Genomic DNA, 19,137 nt, shown 5'->3' with positions numbered 1-19,137 from the left:
TGTACTATCAAAAAACTCCTGACGAATCAGGAGTTTTTTGGGTTATCACTTTATTTGGGTTAGGCGTTCTCCTTTTTAATCACATTTAGGGCAGAACCTTCTTTGAACCATCCAATCTGTGCATCATTATAACTATGGTTGGCCATTACAATATCTTTGCTACCGTCGGCATGGACCACCTCAATGGTCAACGGTTTTCCGGGTGCAAAATCCACTATGTCCACAAAGTTGAACGTATCATCTTCCTGAATCAGATCATAGTCATTCTCATTGGCAAAAGTGAGGCCCAACATCCCTTGTTTTTTAAGGTTGGTCTCATGGATCCTTGCAAAGGATTTAACCAAAACGGCAGCTACACCCAGGTGACGAGGCTGCATGGCTGCGTGCTCACGTGAGGAGCCCTCTCCATAGTTATGGTCCCCTATCACAATGGTCTTAATTCCATTTTTCTTGTATTCCCTCTGGGTATCTGGAACCGCACCATATTCCCCTGTCAATTGGTTCTTGACAAAATTGGTCTTTTTATTGTAGGCATTTACGGCTCCAATAAGCGTATTGTTGGCAATATTGTCCAAGTGACCACGGTACCTAAGCCATGGGCCCGCCATGGAAATATGGTCCGTAGTACATTTTCCAAATGCTTTAATAAGCAATTTCATTCCCTTTAAACTTTCAGGTTGAATGGGCTCAAAAGGAGCCAAAAGTTGCAAACGCTGTGACTCCTGGGAAACGATTACCTCTACCTGGCTGCCGTCTTCTTTGGGAGCAATGTATCCCGCATCCTCAACAGCGAAGCCTTCTGGCGGTAGTTCATACCCCCTTGGTTCGTCCAACATGACTTCTTCACCATCCTCATTGATCAGTTTGTCGGAAACTGGATTAAAATCCAACCTGCCGGCGATGGCGATGGCGGTGACCAGTTCCGGAGAACCTACAAAGGCCATGGTATTTGGGTTTCCATCCGCCCTTTTGGCAAAGTTTCGGTTAAAGGAGTGCACAATGGTATTTCTGGGACCATCTGCAGCTTTATCACCATAACGATCCCACATCCCAATACAAGGTCCGCAGGCATTGGCAAAAACCGTAGCGCCAATATTGTTGAAGGTATCAATGAATCCATCCCTTTCAATTGTATAACGAACCTGTTCCGACCCTGGGGTAATGGTAAACTTGGACTTTGTTCTTAAGTTTTTGTCCGCTACTTGTTTGGCCAATGAAGCAGCCCTTGAAATATCTTCATAGGACGAATTGGTACAAGAGCCTATTAAGCCCACCTCAACATTCAATGGCCAATCGTTTTCTTTTGCAGCCTCACTCATTTTAGAGATAGGGGTCGCCAAGTCCGGGGTAAAGGGCCCGTTTAAATGGGGTTCCAAGGTATTCAAATCTATTTCTATGACCTGATCGAAGTATTTTTCCGGTTCATCATAAACCCCGGCATCTGCGGTTAGGTGTTCTTTCACTTCCAAAGCGGCATCAGCAACATCGGCCCTGTTGGTACCCCTAAGGTAACGGTCCATGGACTCATCATAACCAAAAGTGGAGGTAGTAGCACCTACTTCTGCGCCCATATTACAAATGGTACCCTTACCGGTACAGGACATGGCCAAGGCACCTTCTCCAAAATATTCTATGATGGCCCCAGTTCCTCCCTTTACGGTCAAAATATCCGCCACTTTGAGAATAACATCTTTAGGAGCGGTCCACCCCGAAAGTTTTCCTTTCAATTTTACTCCAATAAGTTTGGGGAATTTTAGTTCCCAGGGCATTCCCGCCATTACGTCAACGGCATCTGCTCCCCCAACCCCAATAGCGACCATTCCCAACCCTCCGGCATTTACCGTATGGGAATCGGTACCGATCATCATACCCCCTGGAAAAGCATAATTCTCCAAGACAACTTGGTGGATAATACCTGCTCCGGGCTTCCAAAATCCAATCCCGTATTTATTGGAGACCGACTCCAAAAAGTCGAACACTTCATTACTGGTTTCATTGGCACGTTTTAAATCGGCATCGGCACCTACTTTGGCTTGAATCAAGTGATCGCAATGAACTGTAGTGGGAACGGCAACTTTGGGCTTCCCAGCATGCATAAATTGCAATAGTGCCATCTGGGCCGTAGCATCTTGGCAAGCTACCCTGTCCGGGGCAAAATCCACATAATCCTTGCCTCTTTGAAAGACCGTAGTAGGATTTCCGTCCCATAGATGGGAATAAAGGATTTTCTCTGCTAAAGTCATAGGTCTAGCAAGGAGTTTCCTAGCCTTGTCCACACGTTCCCCCATGTGGGCATAGACCCTTTTGATCATATCAATATCAAATGCCATGTTGAATTATTTTTAAAGAATTTGGTATTTCCGTAAAAATACAAAAACCAAAAGTATTTTTTGCCTCGAATTCTTACGATAAAATCAATTTATACTAATTCTATTTCATCGTATTCACATAAAGCACAAATCGTAGTTTTCTGACCCTATGGGATAGAATGATAGTAACTTGGTTATGGTGGACAAGAACGGAAAGTAGGCTGTTGAATCAGACAGGTAGTTCCCTATTTCCTACTTCGCTACATTCACCGATCGTGTTTCCCGAATTACGGTGACTTTAACTTGGCCGGGATACGTCATATCCGTTTGCACCTTTTGTGAGATGTTGAAGGAAAGTTCTGCCGCCTGATCATCACTTACTTTTTCGCTCTCTACAATAACACGTAGTTCCCGACCGGCTTGTATGGCATAGGCTTTTTGCACACCGTTGAAGCCAAAGGCAATATCCTCCAAGTCCTTTAATCGTTGAATATAGGAATCCAAAACTTGTCTTCTTGCTCCCGGTCTTGCCCCACTAATGGCATCACAAACCTGGACAACCGGAGAAATGAGGCTCGTCATTTCAACCTCATCATGGTGGGCACCAATGGCATTGCAGACTTCCTTCTTCTCCCCAAATTTTTGTGCCCATTTCATTCCCAAAATGGCGTGTGGGGTTTCTACCTCAGCCTCAGAGTTGGGTACCTTACCTATATCGTGCAAAAGGCCGGCCCTCTTGGCCAATTTTGGGTTCAATCCCAATTCGGCCGCCATTACGCCACAAAGTTTGGCCACTTCACGGGAGTGCTGCAATAAATTTTGACCGTAGGAGGATCGGTATTTCATTCTTCCCACGGCCTTGATCAGTTCTGGGTGCAACCCATGAATACCAAGATCGATGACCGTTCGCTTTCCTATCTCAATGATTTCCTCATTGATTTGCCTTTCGGTCTTTTTAACGATTTCCTCAATTCGGGCAGGGTGGATTCGACCATCGGTCACCAAACGGTGCAGGGACAAACGGGCAACTTCACGCCTGACGGAATCAAAACACGAGAGAATAATTGCTTCTGGGGTATCATCCACAATGATCTCAACTCCGGTCGCGGCTTCAATGGCGCGGATATTTCGGCCTTCCCGACCTATAATCCGTCCTTTTACATCGTCCGATTCCAGATTAAAGACCGAAACGCAATTTTCCACGGCCTCTTCGGTTCCAATACGTTGAATAGTGTTAATGACTATTTTACGGGCCTCTTGTTTTGCAGTAAGTTTGGCCTCCTCCAATGTCCCCTGTAGATAGGCCATGGCATCTGTCTTGGCCGTCTCTTTTAGGGATTCCAACAACTGGGCTTTTGCATCTTCGGCAGAAAGTCCGGAGATGACCTCCAATTGTTGTACCTGACTTTTATGTAATTTTTCAACTTCGGACTTTTTCTTGTCCAAAATTTCACTTTTGTACTCAATCTCCTTTAAACGACTCTCCAACTGCTCGTTCAGTCGTTTGTTCTTGGAGAGTTCATTACTTATTTGGGACTCTTTGTCCCTAGTCCGTTTTTCAGCCTCGGCTATTTTCTTGTCTTTTCCAATGATGACCTTTTCATGCTCTGCTTTGAGTTCCAGAAACTTTTCCTTAGCCTGAAAAATCTTATCCTTCTTAATGTTCTCTCCTTCCTTCTTGGCCTCCCTTATGATATTTGATGCCTCTTTCCTGGCGTTTGAAATTGTTTTTGCAGCGCTCCCCTTTTGCAATATCTTAACTATGGCAAAACCTATTGCCAGACCCACCACTGCCGCTATAATAAGTGTAACGGTATTATCCATTTTACTGAGTTTGGTTTAAAAAAAAAGCCCACATCGGCTGAAGTTCTGTACAAACTCCAATAAACAGGTTTAGGGCTAACAAGCTGCTCAAGGATCCTTATACAGGTAAGGCCTGCTTTTACAACCTAAACTCACCCTTTTTAATTGTAATAGTGTTGAGTTTGTCAAAAAAATAATACCAATGTGGGCAGTAACAATATATTTTAAAGAACTTATTCCGCACCTAATTTGGTGTGTACCAATTCGTCCAAGGCCTTTAATCTCTTCTTGGCCTCTTGGGTACTTTCGGATTCATTTATTCCACTCTGCTCTATTTTGGATGCAAACTGTAAGGCACACATGGCAAGAACGTCCTGCTTATCCCTTACAGCGTAATTCTGCTCAAACTTTTTAGCCAAATAATCTATGTTCTTAGCTGCTTTCCGTAACCCCTCCTCCTGTTTGGGATCTATGGTCAACGGGTACACCCTATCAACAATAGAAAGCTTTATTTTGAGCTTTTCATCCATATGTTTTACCCTATTCTGCCAACTGTGCAATACAACTGTCCAATTCCCGGATAAGGGTATTTATTTTGAGCTTAGCTTCTGTTTTGTTCGTATTACTGCCTAGCATGGAACTTGCAAGCTTTAAGGATTCATACTTTTCCTCCCATTCCGCTAGGGCAATCTTAGTTTTTTCATGCGATTCCAATACATTGTTCAACTCCATTTTCAACTTGGCGTTGGCTTGGTTGAGCACCTCCAAACGGTGTAGGAGTTTACTAATCTTATTCTCTAAGGAATCGACAATTTCAATAAGTTCACCCATCTGCAAATTGCAATGCGTATTCAAACAAAGTTAACCAACCTTGATCAACCGAGCAATTCTTTTTGCAATATTCTTCCAAGCCCACAAGGAATTGCCCTTCAGTTTGGCACCGGTTTTGATATTGTTGGGTATTGGTTACTTTTGAAACGTAAATCTATGAGCTTCATGACGGGAACACGATTCGCCTGTGTAGTATACTTTATTGTTTTTTGTTTAAATGCCCAGGAAAAGTACCCTAAGGACGTCTTTAGATCTCCGTTGGATATTCCCTTGATATTGTCCGGCACCTTTGGGGAATTGCGTTCCAATCACTTTCACAGCGGTATTGATATCAAGACCCAACAACGGCAAGGATTACCGGTTTACGCCATAGCAGATGGCACCGTCACCCGAATCAAAGTTTCATTATATGGCTATGGAAAGGCATTGTACGTAGCCCATCCCAACGGTTTCACCTCCGTATACGCACATTTGCAAAAATTTGGGCCTACTATCGAAGACCATATTAAGGAGGTACAGTATGGCAAAAGAAAGTATGAGGTGGAGACATTTCCCGAATATGGTCAACTCGAAGTAAAGAAAGGTGATATTATCGCTTACACGGGAAATACCGGGGGCTCTTTTGGGCCCCACCTTCATTTTGAAATCAGGAACAGTGTTACGGAGAAACCCACCAACCCCCTATTGTATGGTTTTGAGGTAAGGGATGCCACAAACCCCGAACTCATTGGACTTTTTGGATACCCCCTCTCCAAGGATTCCCATATCAATCAAAGTGCAGATAGGGTCCAGTTGAACTTTACCAGACAGTCGGATGGTTCCTTTTTGGCCGATGAGTTTACCGCCATAGGGACCATAGGTATTGGATTTAATGGTTTTGACCGTCAGGACATGGCCGCCAATAAAAATGGGATATATTCCGTTAGGCAATCGGTCAATGGAAAAGTCCATACCGAATATGATTTTGAAACCTTCTCTTTTGGGGAGACGCGTTATATCAATACCCTTATCGACTTTTGCCATTATAGCAAATACCAACAGCGTATCCAAAAGGTATTTAAGGAACCTTATAACAAACTCAATATTTATAACCACCTCCATCTCAATGGCAAACTGGTCATACAAGAGGGCATGAATTATAATGTGGAGCTCTTACTTTCCGATTTTGAGGGCAATCAAACAAAGGTTATGATTCCCATTCTTGGAAAGAAAGGATCCTTTAAACCTTCCAAAACGGTGGATTCCACAGCAAGTCTTTTAATTGCCAACAAACCCAATAGTTATGATTTGGAATCGGCAAAAGTGTATTTTCCCGAAAGTACGTTTTATCGGGACTTCCATATTAATTTGAAAAAAGGAAGGGATACCATTGCAATACACGACAAAACGGTTCCCGCGCACAGAAATTTCACCCTCACTTTTGATGTTTCAAAAATAGATCCGGAGGAAAAAAAGCAACTTTTTATCGCTCATTTAAATGATGACTTAAAACCCAGATATTCCAAGACGTACAAAAGGGGCAATACGTTTACCACCAGAACAAGAAGCCTTGGTAAATACACCTTGGCAAAGGACACGGTTCCCCCAAAAGTAAATCCAAGAAATTTTAAGCCCAATCAATGGCTCAACAACTACCGATACCTAAGTCTGACCATTTCGGACGACTTAAGCGGCATCCGCTCCTACGATGCCTACCTAAATGGGGAATGGATTTTAATGGAATACGAACCCAAAAGAAAGACCATTACCTATAATTTTGACGATAAAACGGTAGAACAAACGCAATGTGACCTTAAGGTAGTCGTTACCGATAATGTAGGCAATACCACGACTTTTGAAGAAACCTTCTTTAGAAAATAGCAGATGGACCGATTTCCTAGTCGTCCTATTCGCCGTTTTTTCAATGGTATCGTTTTCATTTGGGCAAACTGCGGTCGTGTCCGGTCATGTGCTCAATGAGCAACAAGAACCTTTGGCCAATGTCAATATTTCCGTTTCCGGAACAGGAACAACAACAAACGACAATGGTTTTTATCTCCTTGAACTGGTAGCGGACAAAAGAATGACCATTGTCTTTTCACATCTTGGTCATGAAGATGTTGTTTTAAAGGACATTATTTTGACCACCAATGAAATTTTTGAGTTCAATCCGGTGATGGCCGTAAAGACCATCCAAATTGCCGAAGTAAAGGTCACTCCAACGGGACAACGCAGTGTCACCGGCGCCACCACGATCACCCCGGAAATCGTCCGAAAAATACCGGGAGTCAATGCAGGAGTGGAGAATATTTTGAAACTTTTGCCCGGGGTCTCCTTTAACAATGAACTGAGCACCCAATACAATGTGCGTGGTGGAAATTTTGATGAAAACCTGGTTTATGTCAATGGTATTGAAGTGTACAGACCTTTCTTGATTCGATCGGCGCAACAGGAAGGATTCAGTTTTGTGAACAGTAGCCTAGTGGAAAATGTAAGCTTTGCTGCAGGCGGATTTCAGGCTAAATACGGCGACAAACTTTCCTCAGTACTTGATATTACCTACAAAATACCTTCATCTTTTTCCATAGCGGTAGAGGGTAGTCTTCTTGGTGCCAGCAGTACATTGGAAACCGTTTCGAAAAAAAAGAATTTCACCACCATTACTGGGGTTCGTTACCGAAATAATGCCCTATTTGTGAATAGCCAACAGACCCTTACCAATGTTGTCCCCATCTTTTTTGACGCGCAGACCTATATGACCCATCAAATAAGTGATCGGTTAAAACTGGGGTTTTTGGGAAATATTTCCATAAACAACTATAAAAATGAGCCCATTTCCAGACAGACCAATTTTGGGAGTCTATTGGAACCCAGGGCCCTGGTTGTTTTTTATGAAGGCAGGGAACAGAATAGTTACGAAACCCAATTTGGAGCTTTAAAGGCCGATTTTTTGATGAATGAGGACACCAAACTCAGTTTTACCTCATCAATTTATCATGCCCTGGAAGAGGAGTTTACAGATGTCATTGCCAATTATGAGCTTGGGGAGATCGATACCAATCTTGGAAGTGAAAACTTAGGTGAAGTAACCCAAAGCAGAGGGATTGGTTCCCAGTTCAATAGGGCAAGAAACCAACTGGATGCGTTGATCGTAAACCTTACCCATAGGGGAATACTCAAAAAAAATGGAAAGTCCCTGGAATGGGGGTTACGTTATAGTCATGAAGATTTTCGAGACCGATTGAACGAAGCCGAGTTTCTGGATTCCGCTGGTTTTTTCATAAGACCTCCCAACGCTGGATTGGTTAACAATGAGCCCGAAGAGCCTTTTGAAGGGGCAATTGTTCCCTTTGAAAGTGTAAGGGCGACCAATTTTGTGCGAACGGATCGTTTTTCCGGATTCCTTCAGTTCGGCAACCAAACCCACTGGGGTGAAAACGCCATTTACTATAATTTGGGGGTCCGGGCGCAACAGTGGATCATATCCGGTGAAGGATTTGAAAGCAACCATCAATTTTTGTTAAGCCCCAGGGCACAATTTGCCATAAAACCGAACTGGGAAAATGATGTGTTGTTCAGATTGGCCATTGGCAGTTATCAACAGCCTCCATTTTATAGGGAGCTACGCGATATCAATGGACTGGTAAATCCTGAGGTGGAAGCGCAGAGGTCTATACACTTCGTTGCTGGAAACGAGTACAGTTTTTCACTGTTCGATAGACCTTTTACCCTTATTAGTGAGGCGTACTACAAAAAACTGGACAATGTAAATACCTACACCGTTGAAGATGTCAGGATACGTTATAGGGCAGATAACATTGCCAAGGCCTTTGCCTATGGGTTTGACTTTAGACTTAATGGCGCCTTTATCCCTGGAGCGGAATCATGGATAAGTCTGGGGTATTTACAGACAAAGGAAAACATAGGGGACAGAGGATATATTTCCAGGCCAACGGACCAGCGATTGAAGCTGGGTGTATTATTCCAGGATTATATGCCCACGATTCCCAACATGAAACTGTACGTAAACCTGGTCTACAATACTGGGGTACCTGGAGGTTCCCCAAACAATGCGGATCCCTACGATTTTCAGAATAGATTAAGAGATTATAGACGGGCAGATTTGGGCATTTCCTATATTTTTGCCGACAGAAACAGCAGGTACCAAAACGGACATTGGTTACATGGGTTTAAGGAGTTGGACATGGGATTTGAGATTTTCAATATTTTCAACAATCAGAATTCCATAACCAATACATGGGTAAGGGATGTTGACACCCAACAACAATTTGCAGTACCCAATTTTTTGACGTCCCGTTTACTGAACGTTAAATTACGTATGAAGTTTTAAGGTATATAATGAAAAAACTGGTTTTCTTTTTTTGTATCCTTTGGTTTTTTTTGGGCAATGCCCAAAAGGACATCTTTGAAAGCAGTCGTTTTGATGCGCTTTCCGAGAATCACGAGGTTTTGGCCATTGTTCCCTTTATCACACAATTGGAACTGGAGCGCAACATTTCCAGTGATGAGTTAAGGGAACTCGCAAAAAAAGAGGGCTATGCCGTGCAGGATGCTTTGGAAACCTATTTCTCCCGCAGAAAAAAACGTAAGAAATTCAACGTGGATTTTCAAAATGTGGAAGAAACCAATGCCTTATTATTAAGGAATGGCATCACTTATGAGAATATTGACGTCCAAACCGTAAAGGAATTATCGGAAATTCTTGGTGTGGACGGCATAATCAGTGGCACCCTTGACCTAAACGTTTTACTTTCCAAAGGTGTTTCCACGGACTTTAGCTTATTGGACTATTTCAGGGGAAATGCCAATTTTGGAAGGATAGGAATCAAAATCAGTGATGGAGCCACTGGCAAGCTGCTCTGGAAGTACGAAAAGGTCATCACCAAAAAGACGGGAAAGAACACGGATGAACTTATTGACAAAATGATGAAAGCGGCTTCCCGAAAATTTCCCTACGATAAAGAGAAAAAACGAAAAAAGAAGGTCTAACCCTTTACCCCGCTGCAAAATCCTTCAAAACGGCAATGGTATAGTCCAATTCTTCTTTGGTATTGTATTTTGAAAAGGAAAATCGCAAGGAGGGTTTTTTAAGCTCTTCCTCGGATAAGATTTCCTGTAGTACATGGGATCCTTTGGTGCTCCCAGATTGGCAAGCACTCCCTTTGGAGCAGGCTATTCCCTTTAAATCCAGGTGAAACAATAACATTAGGGATTTTTGGGCATCCAGGGGCAGCCGTACATTGGTCAAGGTATAGGTACTGCGCTCCATATCGCCGGAAAGGCCATTAAATTCAATGTTGGGTATCTCTGTTTTGAGTTTTTCCACAAAATACTTTTTGAGTTCGGTCACATAGGCCTTTTCGTCACCCAAATTGTCGTAGGATGCTATAAAGGCCTCTTCAAGCCCCACAATATTGTGAAAGGGTTCCGTACCTGCCCTAAATCCCCGTTCCTGTGCCCCGCCCACTATAAGGGGCCTTAACCCGGAATTCTTTCGTACAAAAGCAAAACCAATCCCTTTGGGGCCGTGAAATTTATGTGCCGCCGCTGTCATGAAATCCACATGAACTTCCTGGGCATTCCATTCAAAATGACCAATGGACTGTACCGTATCTGAATGGAAAAGGGCATCGTAATCCCGGCAAAGCATCCCTATCGCCGTAATATCAATGAGGTTTCCTATTTCATTGTTCACATGCATTAAGCTGACCAGTTTTTTGGAAGCATCCCCTGCCAGTAATTGCTCCAGATGATTTAGATCGGGATTTCCATGGCTATCCAATTGCACAAAGCGCAAAGCGATACCATATTCCTTCTCCAATTCTTCTGCCGTATGCAAAACCGCATGGTGTTCAATTTTTGAGGTAATGATCGTTTTCACGTCCAAATCCCTAACGGCACATCTTAAAATCATGTTATCCGCTTCAGTCCCTCCGGAAGTGAATATGATTTCAGAGGGATGGGCATTCAAATATTTGGCAATGGTCTTTCTTGTTTTTTCGATTGCCGTCTTCGCCGATCTTCCAAAACTGTGGGTAGACGAAGGGTTTCCAAAGCAGTTGGCCAAGGCATCCTGCATTTTTATAATGACCTCGTCCCTAACCTGTGTGGTGGCAGCATTATCCAAATACACTTTTTGCATACGACTATATGGATTTAAAATCGTCCAAAAATAGCCAATACTGCGTTAATTTCTTCCAAATAAAAAAGGTCATTAAAGTAGGGTGCACTGAATTTGCCCTAAATTTGACTTCATGAAAAAAATAACTGTTGCACTTTTACTTCTCTCTGTCATAGCTTGTAGTGATGGGGATTTGCAGATTGAAAATATAGATTTTGACGGAGGCACAGTAGCTTTTTGCCCCTTACAGTTTAATCAAACGGATATCCAAAGAACCCTCTTTTTTAAAATAGTTGAAGACGAAGCACTCATACTACAGCTCCAATCTGGTTTGATAGCTAGCGAAACTGCTTCGGATACCGCAACGAGTAGTTTGGCAAATCAATCCACCCTCACCTACAGGCTTTTTTCGGAAAACGTAGCGAATACCTATTTCTGTAGTGATATTCCACCGGCTACGCCCGCAATTTTGGAAGAGACCACGGCAAGTTCGGGTGTTTTGAGTTTGATATCTTCCGTGGATACGGTAACCAGTGCCACTAAAACCTATGCCCATGATATCAGTATTTCTGATTTGACCTTACTCGGCAATAACGGAGAACGAATAACCGATCAACCTGGTTTGGATTTTGGCACCTACACCACGACGGTTGACAGCAGTATTGACCTTGTTTTTTCCAATTACAACAGTTCAGTCATAGCCAGTTGTGGAACTGAAGGAGCCAACGTACAGCTTTTTAAAGTTATAAATGATGAAGCCATAGGTCTGGAGTTTCCAAGTTCAATTCTGGTCAATGAGGTTACCAGTGAACCAAGGACAGTTACTCTGGGGAATATGGTCAATGACACAACAGCCACGTTTACCAATAGGGTTTTTCGAAAAATTGTGACTGATGAAACCATTTGTACCCTAACAACGGATGACCCCGACTTGGTAAATTCATTTACTACCATTTCAGGTATTCTTTCCATTGCCACTGTGCAAGGCGCTGATAGCACACCGGAAAATCCAAGCTTTGACCATACCTTTACCCTAAGTAACTTTATAGTGCAGGACGCCAACGAAAACAACGCCCCTGAAATAGAAACCTATGTTTTCGGGACGATTACTACCAGAACCAACTAGGAATTTTGGTAGATGTACACTTCCGTAGCCCCAAGGCCATATTTCTGGTATTCGGCATCGTAAAAATCAACTGGATATTTTTTAAAGAGGTAGTTCAATTCTTCCTTAAGTATGCCTTCTCCTACGCCATGGATGAAGACCACTTTCTGAATTCGTTTGTCAATGGCAAATTCCAATTGGCGTTTGGCGGTTTCCACTTGTAGGTTTAACATATCAAAATTGGTCATTCCCCTGGTGGAATTGGTCAACTGATGGATATGCAGGTCCACTTCCATTTTAGGGGCATTGCGTTCTTTGGGTTTGGGTACCTTTATTTTCTTTTTTTCCGGGCTTTCCTTTTCTTTTTTTGCCTGAAAAGCCTCATAATTTCCCACATTTAGTGCCCTTCCCGATTTTATCAATTGGGAACTGGGAAATTGTAGGGGAAAACCATCTTTTGTTTCAAGGGTAATGACCGTTCCTTCAATGGCGGTAACAATCCCTTCAATGGCCTCATCCAAAACCTCTACCTTATCCCCCAATTCAAATCCTGCCATGACCCTAAATTTTATGTTCTTATTACTCCAAAACTAAAAATAATAGTATTTTAAGCCTGCAAAAAGTTAAAGCATGGATTCTACGGCAAACATATCTTATATGGGGCTTCAAGATTATATGCTCCCCTGTTATACCAAACAGGTGCTGGGCTTTGACTGTCCAGGATGTGGCTTACAGCGGGCGATATTACTGTTATTAAACGGAGATTTCATCGCCGCTTTTCATATGTATCCTGCAGTCTTTACATTAATTCCCCTAGCATTGATACTGGTGCTCAATAAATTTTTCAATTTAAGATATGCCAATCAATCCATCATTTGGCTCAGTATTGCTTCCGTAGCCTTAATTTTAATCAACTATATCATAAAACTGATACACTAAACACTTTAAATTATGGAACAACAAAAACTACCGAATGTTACTATTTCTTTGGTATTGGCCATCATTTCTTTTTTATGCTGTTGCTTCAGCATGGGAATTGGGGGGATACTGCTCTCCGGAATTGCCTTTATATTGCTGAGAAAAGATGAAAAACTCTACTTGTCAAGCCCAGAAAGTTATAGTAATTACAGTCAATTAAAAACTGCAAAAATTATAACCATAATAGGATTGGTATTGGGTGTCTTGACACTTTTATGGTCTTTATATCAAATAAACCAATTAGGCGGATGGGAAGGATATATGGAAAGGGTAAATGAAATGATGGAACAATACGGCGTTGAAACCGAATAATCCATATCCAGCATGAGCCAACAACCCCTACCGGGCGCCAGTACCGTACTGACCATGGGAATTATTTCCATTGTGGGTTCACTCATCTGCTGTGGACCCTTTGCCATCATTTTTAGCATTATTGGACTGGTAAAGGCCAAAAGTGCCGAAGCACTGTATAATGAAAATCCCGAATTATACAGTGATATCAGTAATGTGAAGACGGGAAGGATACTTTCTTATATAGGATTGGCATTATCACTGATCATGCTCGTTTTGTCCATACTATATTTTGGATTTATCATCGCCCTGATCAGTTCGTCGGGGGAGTTTTCCGAAAGTTTCTAAAAAAGGCCCCGTAATTCGGGGCTTTTTTAATTCGCCACCTCACTCATGAATTTTAATCGATAGATACGGAGTTCCTCCTCTTCATAATCCCCATCAAATTCCTCCATGGCAACGGTTATGGAATCGGTTTCGGCCTCCAGAAAATACTCATGGATCTCCTCTTGTTGGTCTTCATCCAGGATTTCATCCACCCAATACCCAAGATTCAATTTAGTACCACTAAAGACAATCTGTTCCATGTCCTTAATCAAATCCGGAAGTTCCAGGCCTTTGGCGGCGGCGATATCATCCAGGGGCAATTTTCTATCCACGCTTTGAATGATATACAGCTTTAAACCGGAATTTGCACCCGTGCTTTTTACCACCAAATCGTCCGGTCTAACAATATCGTTCTCTTCCACATAGGTGGAGATCAATTCCACAAAAGGTTTTCCATATTTTTTTGCCTTTCCTTCCCCCACACCGTGCACATTGAGCAATTCTTCCATGGTAATGGGATACTTGAGGGCCATATCATCCAAAGAAGGGTCTTGAAAAACTACAAAAGGAGGCACATCATTTTTTCTGGCCTCCCTTTTTCGCAAATCCCGAAGCAACTTCAAAAGTTTCTCATCCGCTGCATTTCCTGTGGATTTCCCATTGGTAATGATACTGGAATCCTCTTCTTCCTTGTATTCATGGTCCTTGGTCATTAGGAAAGAAACCGGGGTCGCTAAAAATGCCTTCCCCTTTTCCGTGACATGCAGTACCCCGTACTGTTCAATCTCTTTTTGCAAATAACCTGCGACCAAGACCTGTCTGATCAAGGCCATCCAATACTGCTCATCCTTATCTTCACCAATACCGAAAATTTCCTTTTCCTCCGTTCTATGGGAGGAAATCAAGGCATTGGTCTTCCCCACCAAGGTCCTAACGATTTCCTTGGTCTTGAATTTTTCCATGGTGTCCTGCACCACGCGTAATAGTTTCACCAAGCTATCCTTGGCTTCTTCCTTGGGTTTTGGGTTCCTGGTATTGTCATCCATATCCGCTCCCTCGCCATTGACTTCATCGAAGTCTTCCCCAAAATAGTGCAGGATGAACTTTCTGCGTGACATGGAAGTTTCTGCATAGGCCACTATTTCTTGAAGTAAGGCATGTCCTATCTCCTGTTCCGCCACAGGTTTGCCCGACATAAATTTCTCCAACTTTTCCACATCCTTATAGGAGTAATATGCCAAGCAATGTCCTTCACCACCATCACGACCGGCCCTACCCGTTTCCTGATAGTAACTTTCAATACTCTTGGGGATATCATGATGGATAACAAAGCGCACGTCCGGTTTGTCAATTCCCATGCCAAAGGCAATTGTGGCCACCACAACATCCACATCCTCCATTAGGAACATATCCTGGTATTTGGCCCTGGTCTTTGCATCAAAACCGGCATGGTAGGGGACTGCACTAATACCATTTACCTGAAGTACCTGTGCCAGTTCTTCCACCCGTTTACGGCTCAGACAATATACAATACCGGATTTGTTTTGATTTTGCTTTACAAATCGGATAATGTCCGCATCCACATTTTTGGTCTTGGGACGTACTTCATAAAACAGGTTGGGCCTATTGAACGAGGCCTTAAAGACCTTTGCGTCATTCATCCCCAGGTTCTTGATAATGTCTTCCTGGACCTTTGGCGTGGCCGTCGCCGTTAACCCGATAATCGGGATTGCATCGCCCAATCGGGAAATGATGCTCCTTAAGTTGCGGTATTCGGGTCTAAAATCATGTCCCCATTCCGAAATACAATGTGCTTCATCCACGGCAACAAAAGACAACGTCACCTGCTGCAAAAAGTCCACATATTCTTCCTTGGTCAGGGATTCCGGAGCCACATAAAGCAATTTGGTAAGCCCATTGACAATATCTTCCTTTACCTGTCTTACCTCGGTTTTGGTCAACGAGGAATTTAAAACATGGGCAATCCCGTGTTCTTCCGAAACACCCCGTATGGCATCCACTTGATTTTTCATTAAGGCAATAAGGGGTGACACCACAATTGCGGTCCCCTTCTTCATTAATGCCGGTAATTGATAACAAAGTGATTTTCCGCCGCCGGTTGGCATGATAACAAAAGTGTCCCTATTGTCCAGGACATTTTCTATTACGTTTTCTTGGAGGCCTTTGAATTGGTCGAAACCAAAATACTTCTTCAAAGCACCCTGCAAATCCATCGTCAAACCCATTTTTGGTAAATCCATTACATAAAAAGCGGTGTACCGAAGTTATTGGAAGGCCATGGTCAGTGTTTAATCTTAGGTACGGCGCTATGTGAACAATCTAGATTTATTTAGTTTTGTAAACTTAAATATAAGACATTCTTTCAGTAAAACAACCCAAACACCCGTTAAATACTTTGAACACTTCCAACAGCATTCTTGAAATTGCAAAACAAACCATTGCGAATGAAAGTGAGGCCATAGGAAACCTTGCCGCATTTATAGATCATCAATTTGAAAACGCCGTCCGTTGCATTCTGGAATCCAAAGGAAGGGTTGTTATTACCGGCGTTGGAAAGAGCGCATTGATCGCTTCAAAAATAGTGGCCACCTTTAACTCTACCGGTACGCCGGCCATTTTTATGCATGCTGCTGATGCCATTCATGGGGACCTTGGCACCATTCAAAAAAACGATGTAGTCATTTGTCTGTCCAAAAGCGGTAATACCGAGGAAATAAAAATGTTGATTCCGCTCATAAAAAGGGGAAACAATAAGTTGATTGCGATTACGGGCAATATGGACTCCACTTTGGCAAAGCAATCGGACTTTGCACTCAACACCTATGTGGAAAAGGAAGCCTGTCCAAACAATCTTGCCCCAACAACGAGCACTACGGCACAGTTGGTTATGGGGGACGCCCTGGCCATTTCATTATTGAAACTAAGGGGATTCAGCAGTGAGGATTTTGCCAAATACCATCCCGGAGGCTCCTTGGGAAAACGCCTATATCTCAGGGTGGAGGATATTGTTGGAAACAATCTAAAACCACAGATCGAGGCAGATGCGAACGTAAAACAGGTCATTGTTGAAATCTCGGAAAAAATGCTCGGGGTAACCGCTGTTATGGAGAAGGGAAGGGTCATAGGTATAGTGACGGATGGTGATATACGAAGAATGTTGAGCAAATACGATAACATCAACTCCATAACGGCAAGGGATATTATGACCAAAAGTCCAAAAACCATTGCCCCCAATGTCTTGGCGGTAAAAGCCCTGGAGGTATTGCGAGCGCATGGTATTTCGCAATTATTGGTCATGGACAACACAGAATATTTAGGAGTAGTACATCTCCATAACCTCATAAATGAAGGGATTTCCTAATGACAAAAGTTGCTAAAGACCACAATGAAATGTCCTTTTTGGACCATCTTGAAGAATTGCGATGGCATTTGATCCGTTCCACTTTGGCCATTGTACTCATAGGCTGCGTGGCTTTTGTCATGCGGGGCTTTATCTTTGATACCATTATCTTCGGTCCAAAAAACCTGGATTTCCCAACCTACCGGTTCTTCTGTGCCGTAGCTACTTTTTTTGGGGTGGATTCTGAATTTTGTGGGGACAGTTTGCCTTTTACCATTCAGAGCCGATTAATGGCAGGGCAGTTTTCTGCACATATCTGGACCTCGATCTGGGCCGGTGTAATTATTGGGTTCCCCTATATTTTATGGGAATTGTGGCGGTTTATCAGCCCCGGACTTTATGAAAAGGAACGAAAGCATTCGCGTGGTTTCATTCTAGTGGCTTCCTTACTTTTCTTTATTGGGGTATTGTTCGGTTATTATGTGGTGGCCCCATTGTCCATTAACTTTTTGGGTACGTATCAAGTGAGTAAGGAAGTTACCAATGAGATTGACCTCGCCTCCTATATTGGTACGGTTAGGGCAGCCGTCATTGCCTGTGGTATCATGTTCGAGTTGCCGATTGTCATTTATTTTCTAACAAAGGTTGGGTTGGTGACCCCGGAAATCCTTAAAAAGTATCGAAAGATTGCCCTCGTCATTGTTTTGATACTTTCCGCCATAATCACCCCTCCGGATGTGACCAGCCAAATCGTTGTGGCCATTCCAGTGCTTATACTGTACCAAGTAAGCATTTACATATCCAAAGTGGTATTAAAGAAAGAATTGAAGAAGGAAAAAGAACAAAAAAATGCATGATCAAGTAGAAGAATTCAATGCCTACCGTGCCAAAATGAACGATAAATTGTTGGCAGAAAACAACAAGCTCATTAAGCGCATTTTTAATTTGGACACCAACGCCTTTATGGCCGGTGCCCTGGATGTAAAAACCAAAGAGTTATTGGGATTGGTGGCATCTGCAGTGCTGCGTTGCGACGATTGTGTAAAATACCATTTGGAAAGTTCCAAAAAGGAGGGCGTTTCCAAGGAAGAGGTCATGGAAACTTTGGGCATTGCCACCTTAATTGGGGGAACAATTGTAATTCCCCACCTCCGCAGGGCCTATGAATACTGGGAAGCACTGGAATCCCTTGATGAAGGTTAATGAAATCACAATAGGGGATATTTGGTTCCCCCATTTAACTAGCTTTGACATTTAGATATGATCTTACGTGCAGAAAACATTATGAAGGCCTATCGGGGCCGTAGGGTGGTCAAAGGTATTTCCCTGGAAGTCCGACAAGGGGAAATTGTGGGCCTCCTGGGACCCAATGGAGCAGGTAAGACCACCTCTTTCTACATGATCGTAGGGCTCATTAAACCCAATGGGGGAAAGATTTACCTGAACGACATGGAAATTACCGAGTTTCCCATGTACAAACGGGCACAGAACGGTATTGGTTATTTGGCCCAGGAAGCCTCGGTTTTCAGAAAACTGAGTATTGAGGATAATATTTTGAGCGTACTACAGACCACTACCCTCTCCAAAAAAGAGCAGCACATGAAAATGGAAAGCCTTATTGATGAATTTGGATTGGGACATATCCGTAAAAACCGTGGAGATCTATTATCGGGAGGTGAAAGGCGAAGAACCGAGATTGCCCGTGCTTTGGCTACCGACCCAAAATTTATTCTGTTGGACGAACCCTTTGCCGGCGTTGACCCCATCGCCGTAGAGGACATTCAGCGCATTGTGGCCCAACTAAAGAACAAAAACATTGGCATCTTGATCACGGACCACAATGTACAAGAGACCTTGGCCATTACCGAAAGATCTTACCTCATGTTTGAAGGCGGTATACTTAAAGCAGGAGTTCCGGAAGATTTGGCCCAGGACCAAATGGTCCGAAAAGTATATTTGGGACAAAACTTTGAACTTCGAAAAAAGAAATTGGAATTTTAATGCCTTCACT

18 protein-coding genes and 1 other RNA gene are annotated in these 19,137 nt (G+C 42.9%); 11 read left to right on the top strand and 8 right to left on the bottom strand.

The features are described from left to right. Positions 1 to 59: 59 nt before the first annotated feature. The 5 genes from L0P88_RS18865 to L0P88_RS18845 form a co-directional block, all read right to left on the bottom strand. Positions 60 to 2,330: an aconitate hydratase gene (locus L0P88_RS18865; RefSeq protein ID WP_247131456.1), complete on the bottom strand. Its 2,271-nt coding sequence runs from the start codon at positions 2,328 to 2,330 to the stop codon at positions 60 to 62. A gap of 231 nt (positions 2,331 to 2,561) precedes the next feature. Continuing rightward, positions 2,562 to 4,133 carry a ribonuclease Y gene (gene rny / locus L0P88_RS18860; RefSeq protein ID WP_247131455.1) on the bottom strand — a complete coding sequence of 524 codons (1,572 nt, stop codon included), beginning with the start codon at positions 4,131 to 4,133 and terminating at the stop codon, positions 2,562 to 2,564. Positions 4,134 to 4,184: 51 nt separating this feature from the next. Next, positions 4,185 to 4,294: non-coding RNA, 6S RNA (ssrS, locus tag L0P88_RS18855), on the bottom strand. Between the two features lie 51 nt (positions 4,295 to 4,345). Then, a complete protein-coding gene (locus L0P88_RS18850) occupies positions 4,346 to 4,642 on the bottom strand; it encodes a cell division protein ZapA (RefSeq protein WP_158777328.1) in 297 nt (98 codons plus the stop codon). 10 nt (positions 4,643 to 4,652) lie between these two features. Then, positions 4,653 to 4,943: a hypothetical protein gene (locus L0P88_RS18845; RefSeq protein ID WP_247131454.1), complete on the bottom strand. Its 291-nt coding sequence runs from the start codon at positions 4,941 to 4,943 to the stop codon at positions 4,653 to 4,655. A gap of 165 nt (positions 4,944 to 5,108) precedes the next feature. On the opposite strand from L0P88_RS18845, the gene L0P88_RS18840 reads away from it, so the two are divergent. The 3 genes from L0P88_RS18840 to L0P88_RS18830 are packed head-to-tail and all read left to right on the top strand — an operon-like array spanning position 5,109 to position 9,932. Then, on the top strand, positions 5,109 to 6,803 hold the full coding sequence (locus L0P88_RS18840; RefSeq protein WP_247134899.1) for a M23 family metallopeptidase: 1,695 nt from the start codon (positions 5,109 to 5,111) through the stop codon (positions 6,801 to 6,803). Between the two features lie 43 nt (positions 6,804 to 6,846). Continuing rightward, positions 6,847 to 9,273, top strand: coding sequence for a TonB-dependent receptor (locus L0P88_RS18835; RefSeq protein WP_247134898.1), 2,427 nt, complete (start codon positions 6,847 to 6,849; stop codon positions 9,271 to 9,273). Between the two features lie 8 nt (positions 9,274 to 9,281). After that, on the top strand, positions 9,282 to 9,932 hold the full coding sequence (locus L0P88_RS18830; protein WP_247131453.1) for a hypothetical protein: 651 nt from the start codon (positions 9,282 to 9,284) through the stop codon (positions 9,930 to 9,932). 4 nt (positions 9,933 to 9,936) lie between these two features. Here L0P88_RS18830 and L0P88_RS18825 read toward each other — a convergent pair whose 3' ends face one another. Further along, positions 9,937 to 11,085 carry a cysteine desulfurase family protein gene (locus L0P88_RS18825; protein WP_247131452.1) on the bottom strand — a complete coding sequence of 383 codons (1,149 nt, stop codon included), beginning with the start codon at positions 11,083 to 11,085 and terminating at the stop codon, positions 9,937 to 9,939. Between the two features lie 112 nt (positions 11,086 to 11,197). On the opposite strand from L0P88_RS18825, the gene L0P88_RS18820 reads away from it, so the two are divergent. Then, a complete protein-coding gene (locus tag L0P88_RS18820; RefSeq protein WP_247131451.1) occupies positions 11,198 to 12,190 on the top strand; it encodes a hypothetical protein in 993 nt (330 codons plus the stop codon). On the opposite strand, the gene L0P88_RS18815 is transcribed toward L0P88_RS18820, so the two are convergent. Further along, positions 12,187 to 12,726: a Smr/MutS family protein gene (locus tag L0P88_RS18815; RefSeq protein WP_247131450.1), complete on the bottom strand. Its 540-nt coding sequence runs from the start codon at positions 12,724 to 12,726 to the stop codon at positions 12,187 to 12,189. The genes L0P88_RS18820 and L0P88_RS18815 overlap by 4 nt on opposite strands. A gap of 73 nt (positions 12,727 to 12,799) precedes the next feature. Here L0P88_RS18815 and L0P88_RS18810 point away from each other — a divergent pair, with 73 nt between their 5' ends. From L0P88_RS18810 to L0P88_RS18800, 3 genes are read left to right on the top strand one after another with little or no spacing between them, the layout of a single operon-like run. After that, on the top strand, positions 12,800 to 13,108 hold the full coding sequence (locus tag L0P88_RS18810) for a DUF2752 domain-containing protein (protein WP_247131449.1): 309 nt from the start codon (positions 12,800 to 12,802) through the stop codon (positions 13,106 to 13,108). 12 nt (positions 13,109 to 13,120) lie between these two features. Then, entirely contained in the window at positions 13,121 to 13,459 is a 339-nt protein-coding gene (locus L0P88_RS18805) for a CCC motif membrane protein (RefSeq protein WP_247131448.1), read from the top strand. A gap of 12 nt (positions 13,460 to 13,471) precedes the next feature. Beyond that, on the top strand, positions 13,472 to 13,786 hold the full coding sequence (locus L0P88_RS18800) for a CCC motif membrane protein (protein WP_247131447.1): 315 nt from the start codon (positions 13,472 to 13,474) through the stop codon (positions 13,784 to 13,786). Positions 13,787 to 13,812: 26 nt separating this feature from the next. Here L0P88_RS18800 and recQ read toward each other — a convergent pair whose 3' ends face one another. Beyond that, positions 13,813 to 16,011: a DNA helicase RecQ gene (gene recQ / locus L0P88_RS18795; RefSeq protein WP_247131446.1), complete on the bottom strand. Its 2,199-nt coding sequence runs from the start codon at positions 16,009 to 16,011 to the stop codon at positions 13,813 to 13,815. Positions 16,012 to 16,181: 170 nt separating this feature from the next. Here recQ and L0P88_RS18790 point away from each other — a divergent pair, with 170 nt between their 5' ends. Genes L0P88_RS18790 through lptB form a run of 4 tightly spaced genes read left to right on the top strand, consistent with a single transcriptional unit; the run spans position 16,182 to position 19,127 of the window. Further along, a complete protein-coding gene (locus L0P88_RS18790; RefSeq protein WP_247131445.1) occupies positions 16,182 to 17,147 on the top strand; it encodes an SIS domain-containing protein in 966 nt (321 codons plus the stop codon). Further along, positions 17,147 to 17,983 (top strand): twin-arginine translocase subunit TatC, encoded by an 837-nt coding sequence (gene tatC / locus L0P88_RS18785; RefSeq protein ID WP_247131444.1) that lies wholly within the window; start codon positions 17,147 to 17,149, stop codon positions 17,981 to 17,983. The genes L0P88_RS18790 and tatC overlap by 1 nt, the downstream gene beginning before the upstream one ends. After that, the gene (locus tag L0P88_RS18780; RefSeq protein ID WP_247131443.1) at positions 17,976 to 18,329 is read left to right on the top strand and encodes a carboxymuconolactone decarboxylase family protein; all 354 of its coding nucleotides are present in this window, start codon (positions 17,976 to 17,978) and stop codon (positions 18,327 to 18,329) included. Before tatC ends, L0P88_RS18780 begins: the two co-directional genes overlap by 8 nt. A gap of 57 nt (positions 18,330 to 18,386) precedes the next feature. Further along, positions 18,387 to 19,127, top strand: a complete 741-nt coding sequence (gene lptB, locus L0P88_RS18775; RefSeq protein ID WP_247131442.1) for an LPS export ABC transporter ATP-binding protein — start codon at positions 18,387 to 18,389, stop codon at positions 19,125 to 19,127. The last annotated feature ends 10 nt before the right edge of the window (positions 19,128 to 19,137 follow it).

The organism is Muricauda sp. SCSIO 64092, from assembly GCF_023016285.1.
Taxonomy (GTDB): Bacteria; Bacteroidota; Bacteroidia; order Flavobacteriales; family Flavobacteriaceae; genus Croceivirga.
The sequence above is the reverse complement of the archived record's forward strand: the minus strand, read 5'-3'. Positions and strand labels throughout refer to the sequence as shown.

What these genes read in the sequence shown, in the direction of transcription:
- L0P88_RS18865 (WP_247131456.1), bottom strand. Translation starts at nt 2,330, where the DNA reads ATGGCATTTGATATTGATATGATCAAAAGGGTCTATGCCCACATGGGG.
- rny (WP_247131455.1), bottom strand. Translation starts at nt 4,133, where the DNA reads ATGGATAATACCGTTACACTTATTATAGCGGCAGTGGTGGGTCTGGCA.
- L0P88_RS18850 (WP_158777328.1), bottom strand. Translation starts at nt 4,642, where the DNA reads ATGGATGAAAAGCTCAAAATAAAGCTTTCTATTGTTGATAGGGTGTAC.
- L0P88_RS18845 (WP_247131454.1), bottom strand. Translation starts at nt 4,943, where the DNA reads ATGGGTGAACTTATTGAAATTGTCGATTCCTTAGAGAATAAGATTAGT.
- L0P88_RS18840 (WP_247134899.1), top strand. Translation starts at nt 5,109, where the DNA reads ATGACGGGAACACGATTCGCCTGTGTAGTATACTTTATTGTTTTTTGT.
- L0P88_RS18835 (WP_247134898.1), top strand. Translation starts at nt 6,847, where the DNA reads ATGGTATCGTTTTCATTTGGGCAAACTGCGGTCGTGTCCGGTCATGTG.
- L0P88_RS18830 (WP_247131453.1), top strand. Translation starts at nt 9,282, where the DNA reads ATGAAAAAACTGGTTTTCTTTTTTTGTATCCTTTGGTTTTTTTTGGGC.
- L0P88_RS18825 (WP_247131452.1), bottom strand. Translation starts at nt 11,085, where the DNA reads ATGCAAAAAGTGTATTTGGATAATGCTGCCACCACACAGGTTAGGGAC.
- L0P88_RS18820 (WP_247131451.1), top strand. Translation starts at nt 11,198, where the DNA reads ATGAAAAAAATAACTGTTGCACTTTTACTTCTCTCTGTCATAGCTTGT.
- L0P88_RS18815 (WP_247131450.1), bottom strand. Translation starts at nt 12,726, where the DNA reads ATGGCAGGATTTGAATTGGGGGATAAGGTAGAGGTTTTGGATGAGGCC.
- L0P88_RS18810 (WP_247131449.1), top strand. Translation starts at nt 12,800, where the DNA reads ATGGATTCTACGGCAAACATATCTTATATGGGGCTTCAAGATTATATG.
- L0P88_RS18805 (WP_247131448.1), top strand. Translation starts at nt 13,121, where the DNA reads ATGGAACAACAAAAACTACCGAATGTTACTATTTCTTTGGTATTGGCC.
- L0P88_RS18800 (WP_247131447.1), top strand. Translation starts at nt 13,472, where the DNA reads ATGAGCCAACAACCCCTACCGGGCGCCAGTACCGTACTGACCATGGGA.
- recQ (WP_247131446.1), bottom strand. Translation starts at nt 16,011, where the DNA reads ATGGGTTTGACGATGGATTTGCAGGGTGCTTTGAAGAAGTATTTTGGT.
- tatC (WP_247131444.1), top strand. Translation starts at nt 17,147, where the DNA reads ATGACAAAAGTTGCTAAAGACCACAATGAAATGTCCTTTTTGGACCAT.
- L0P88_RS18780 (WP_247131443.1), top strand. Translation starts at nt 17,976, where the DNA reads ATGCATGATCAAGTAGAAGAATTCAATGCCTACCGTGCCAAAATGAAC.
- lptB (WP_247131442.1), top strand. Translation starts at nt 18,387, where the DNA reads ATGATCTTACGTGCAGAAAACATTATGAAGGCCTATCGGGGCCGTAGG.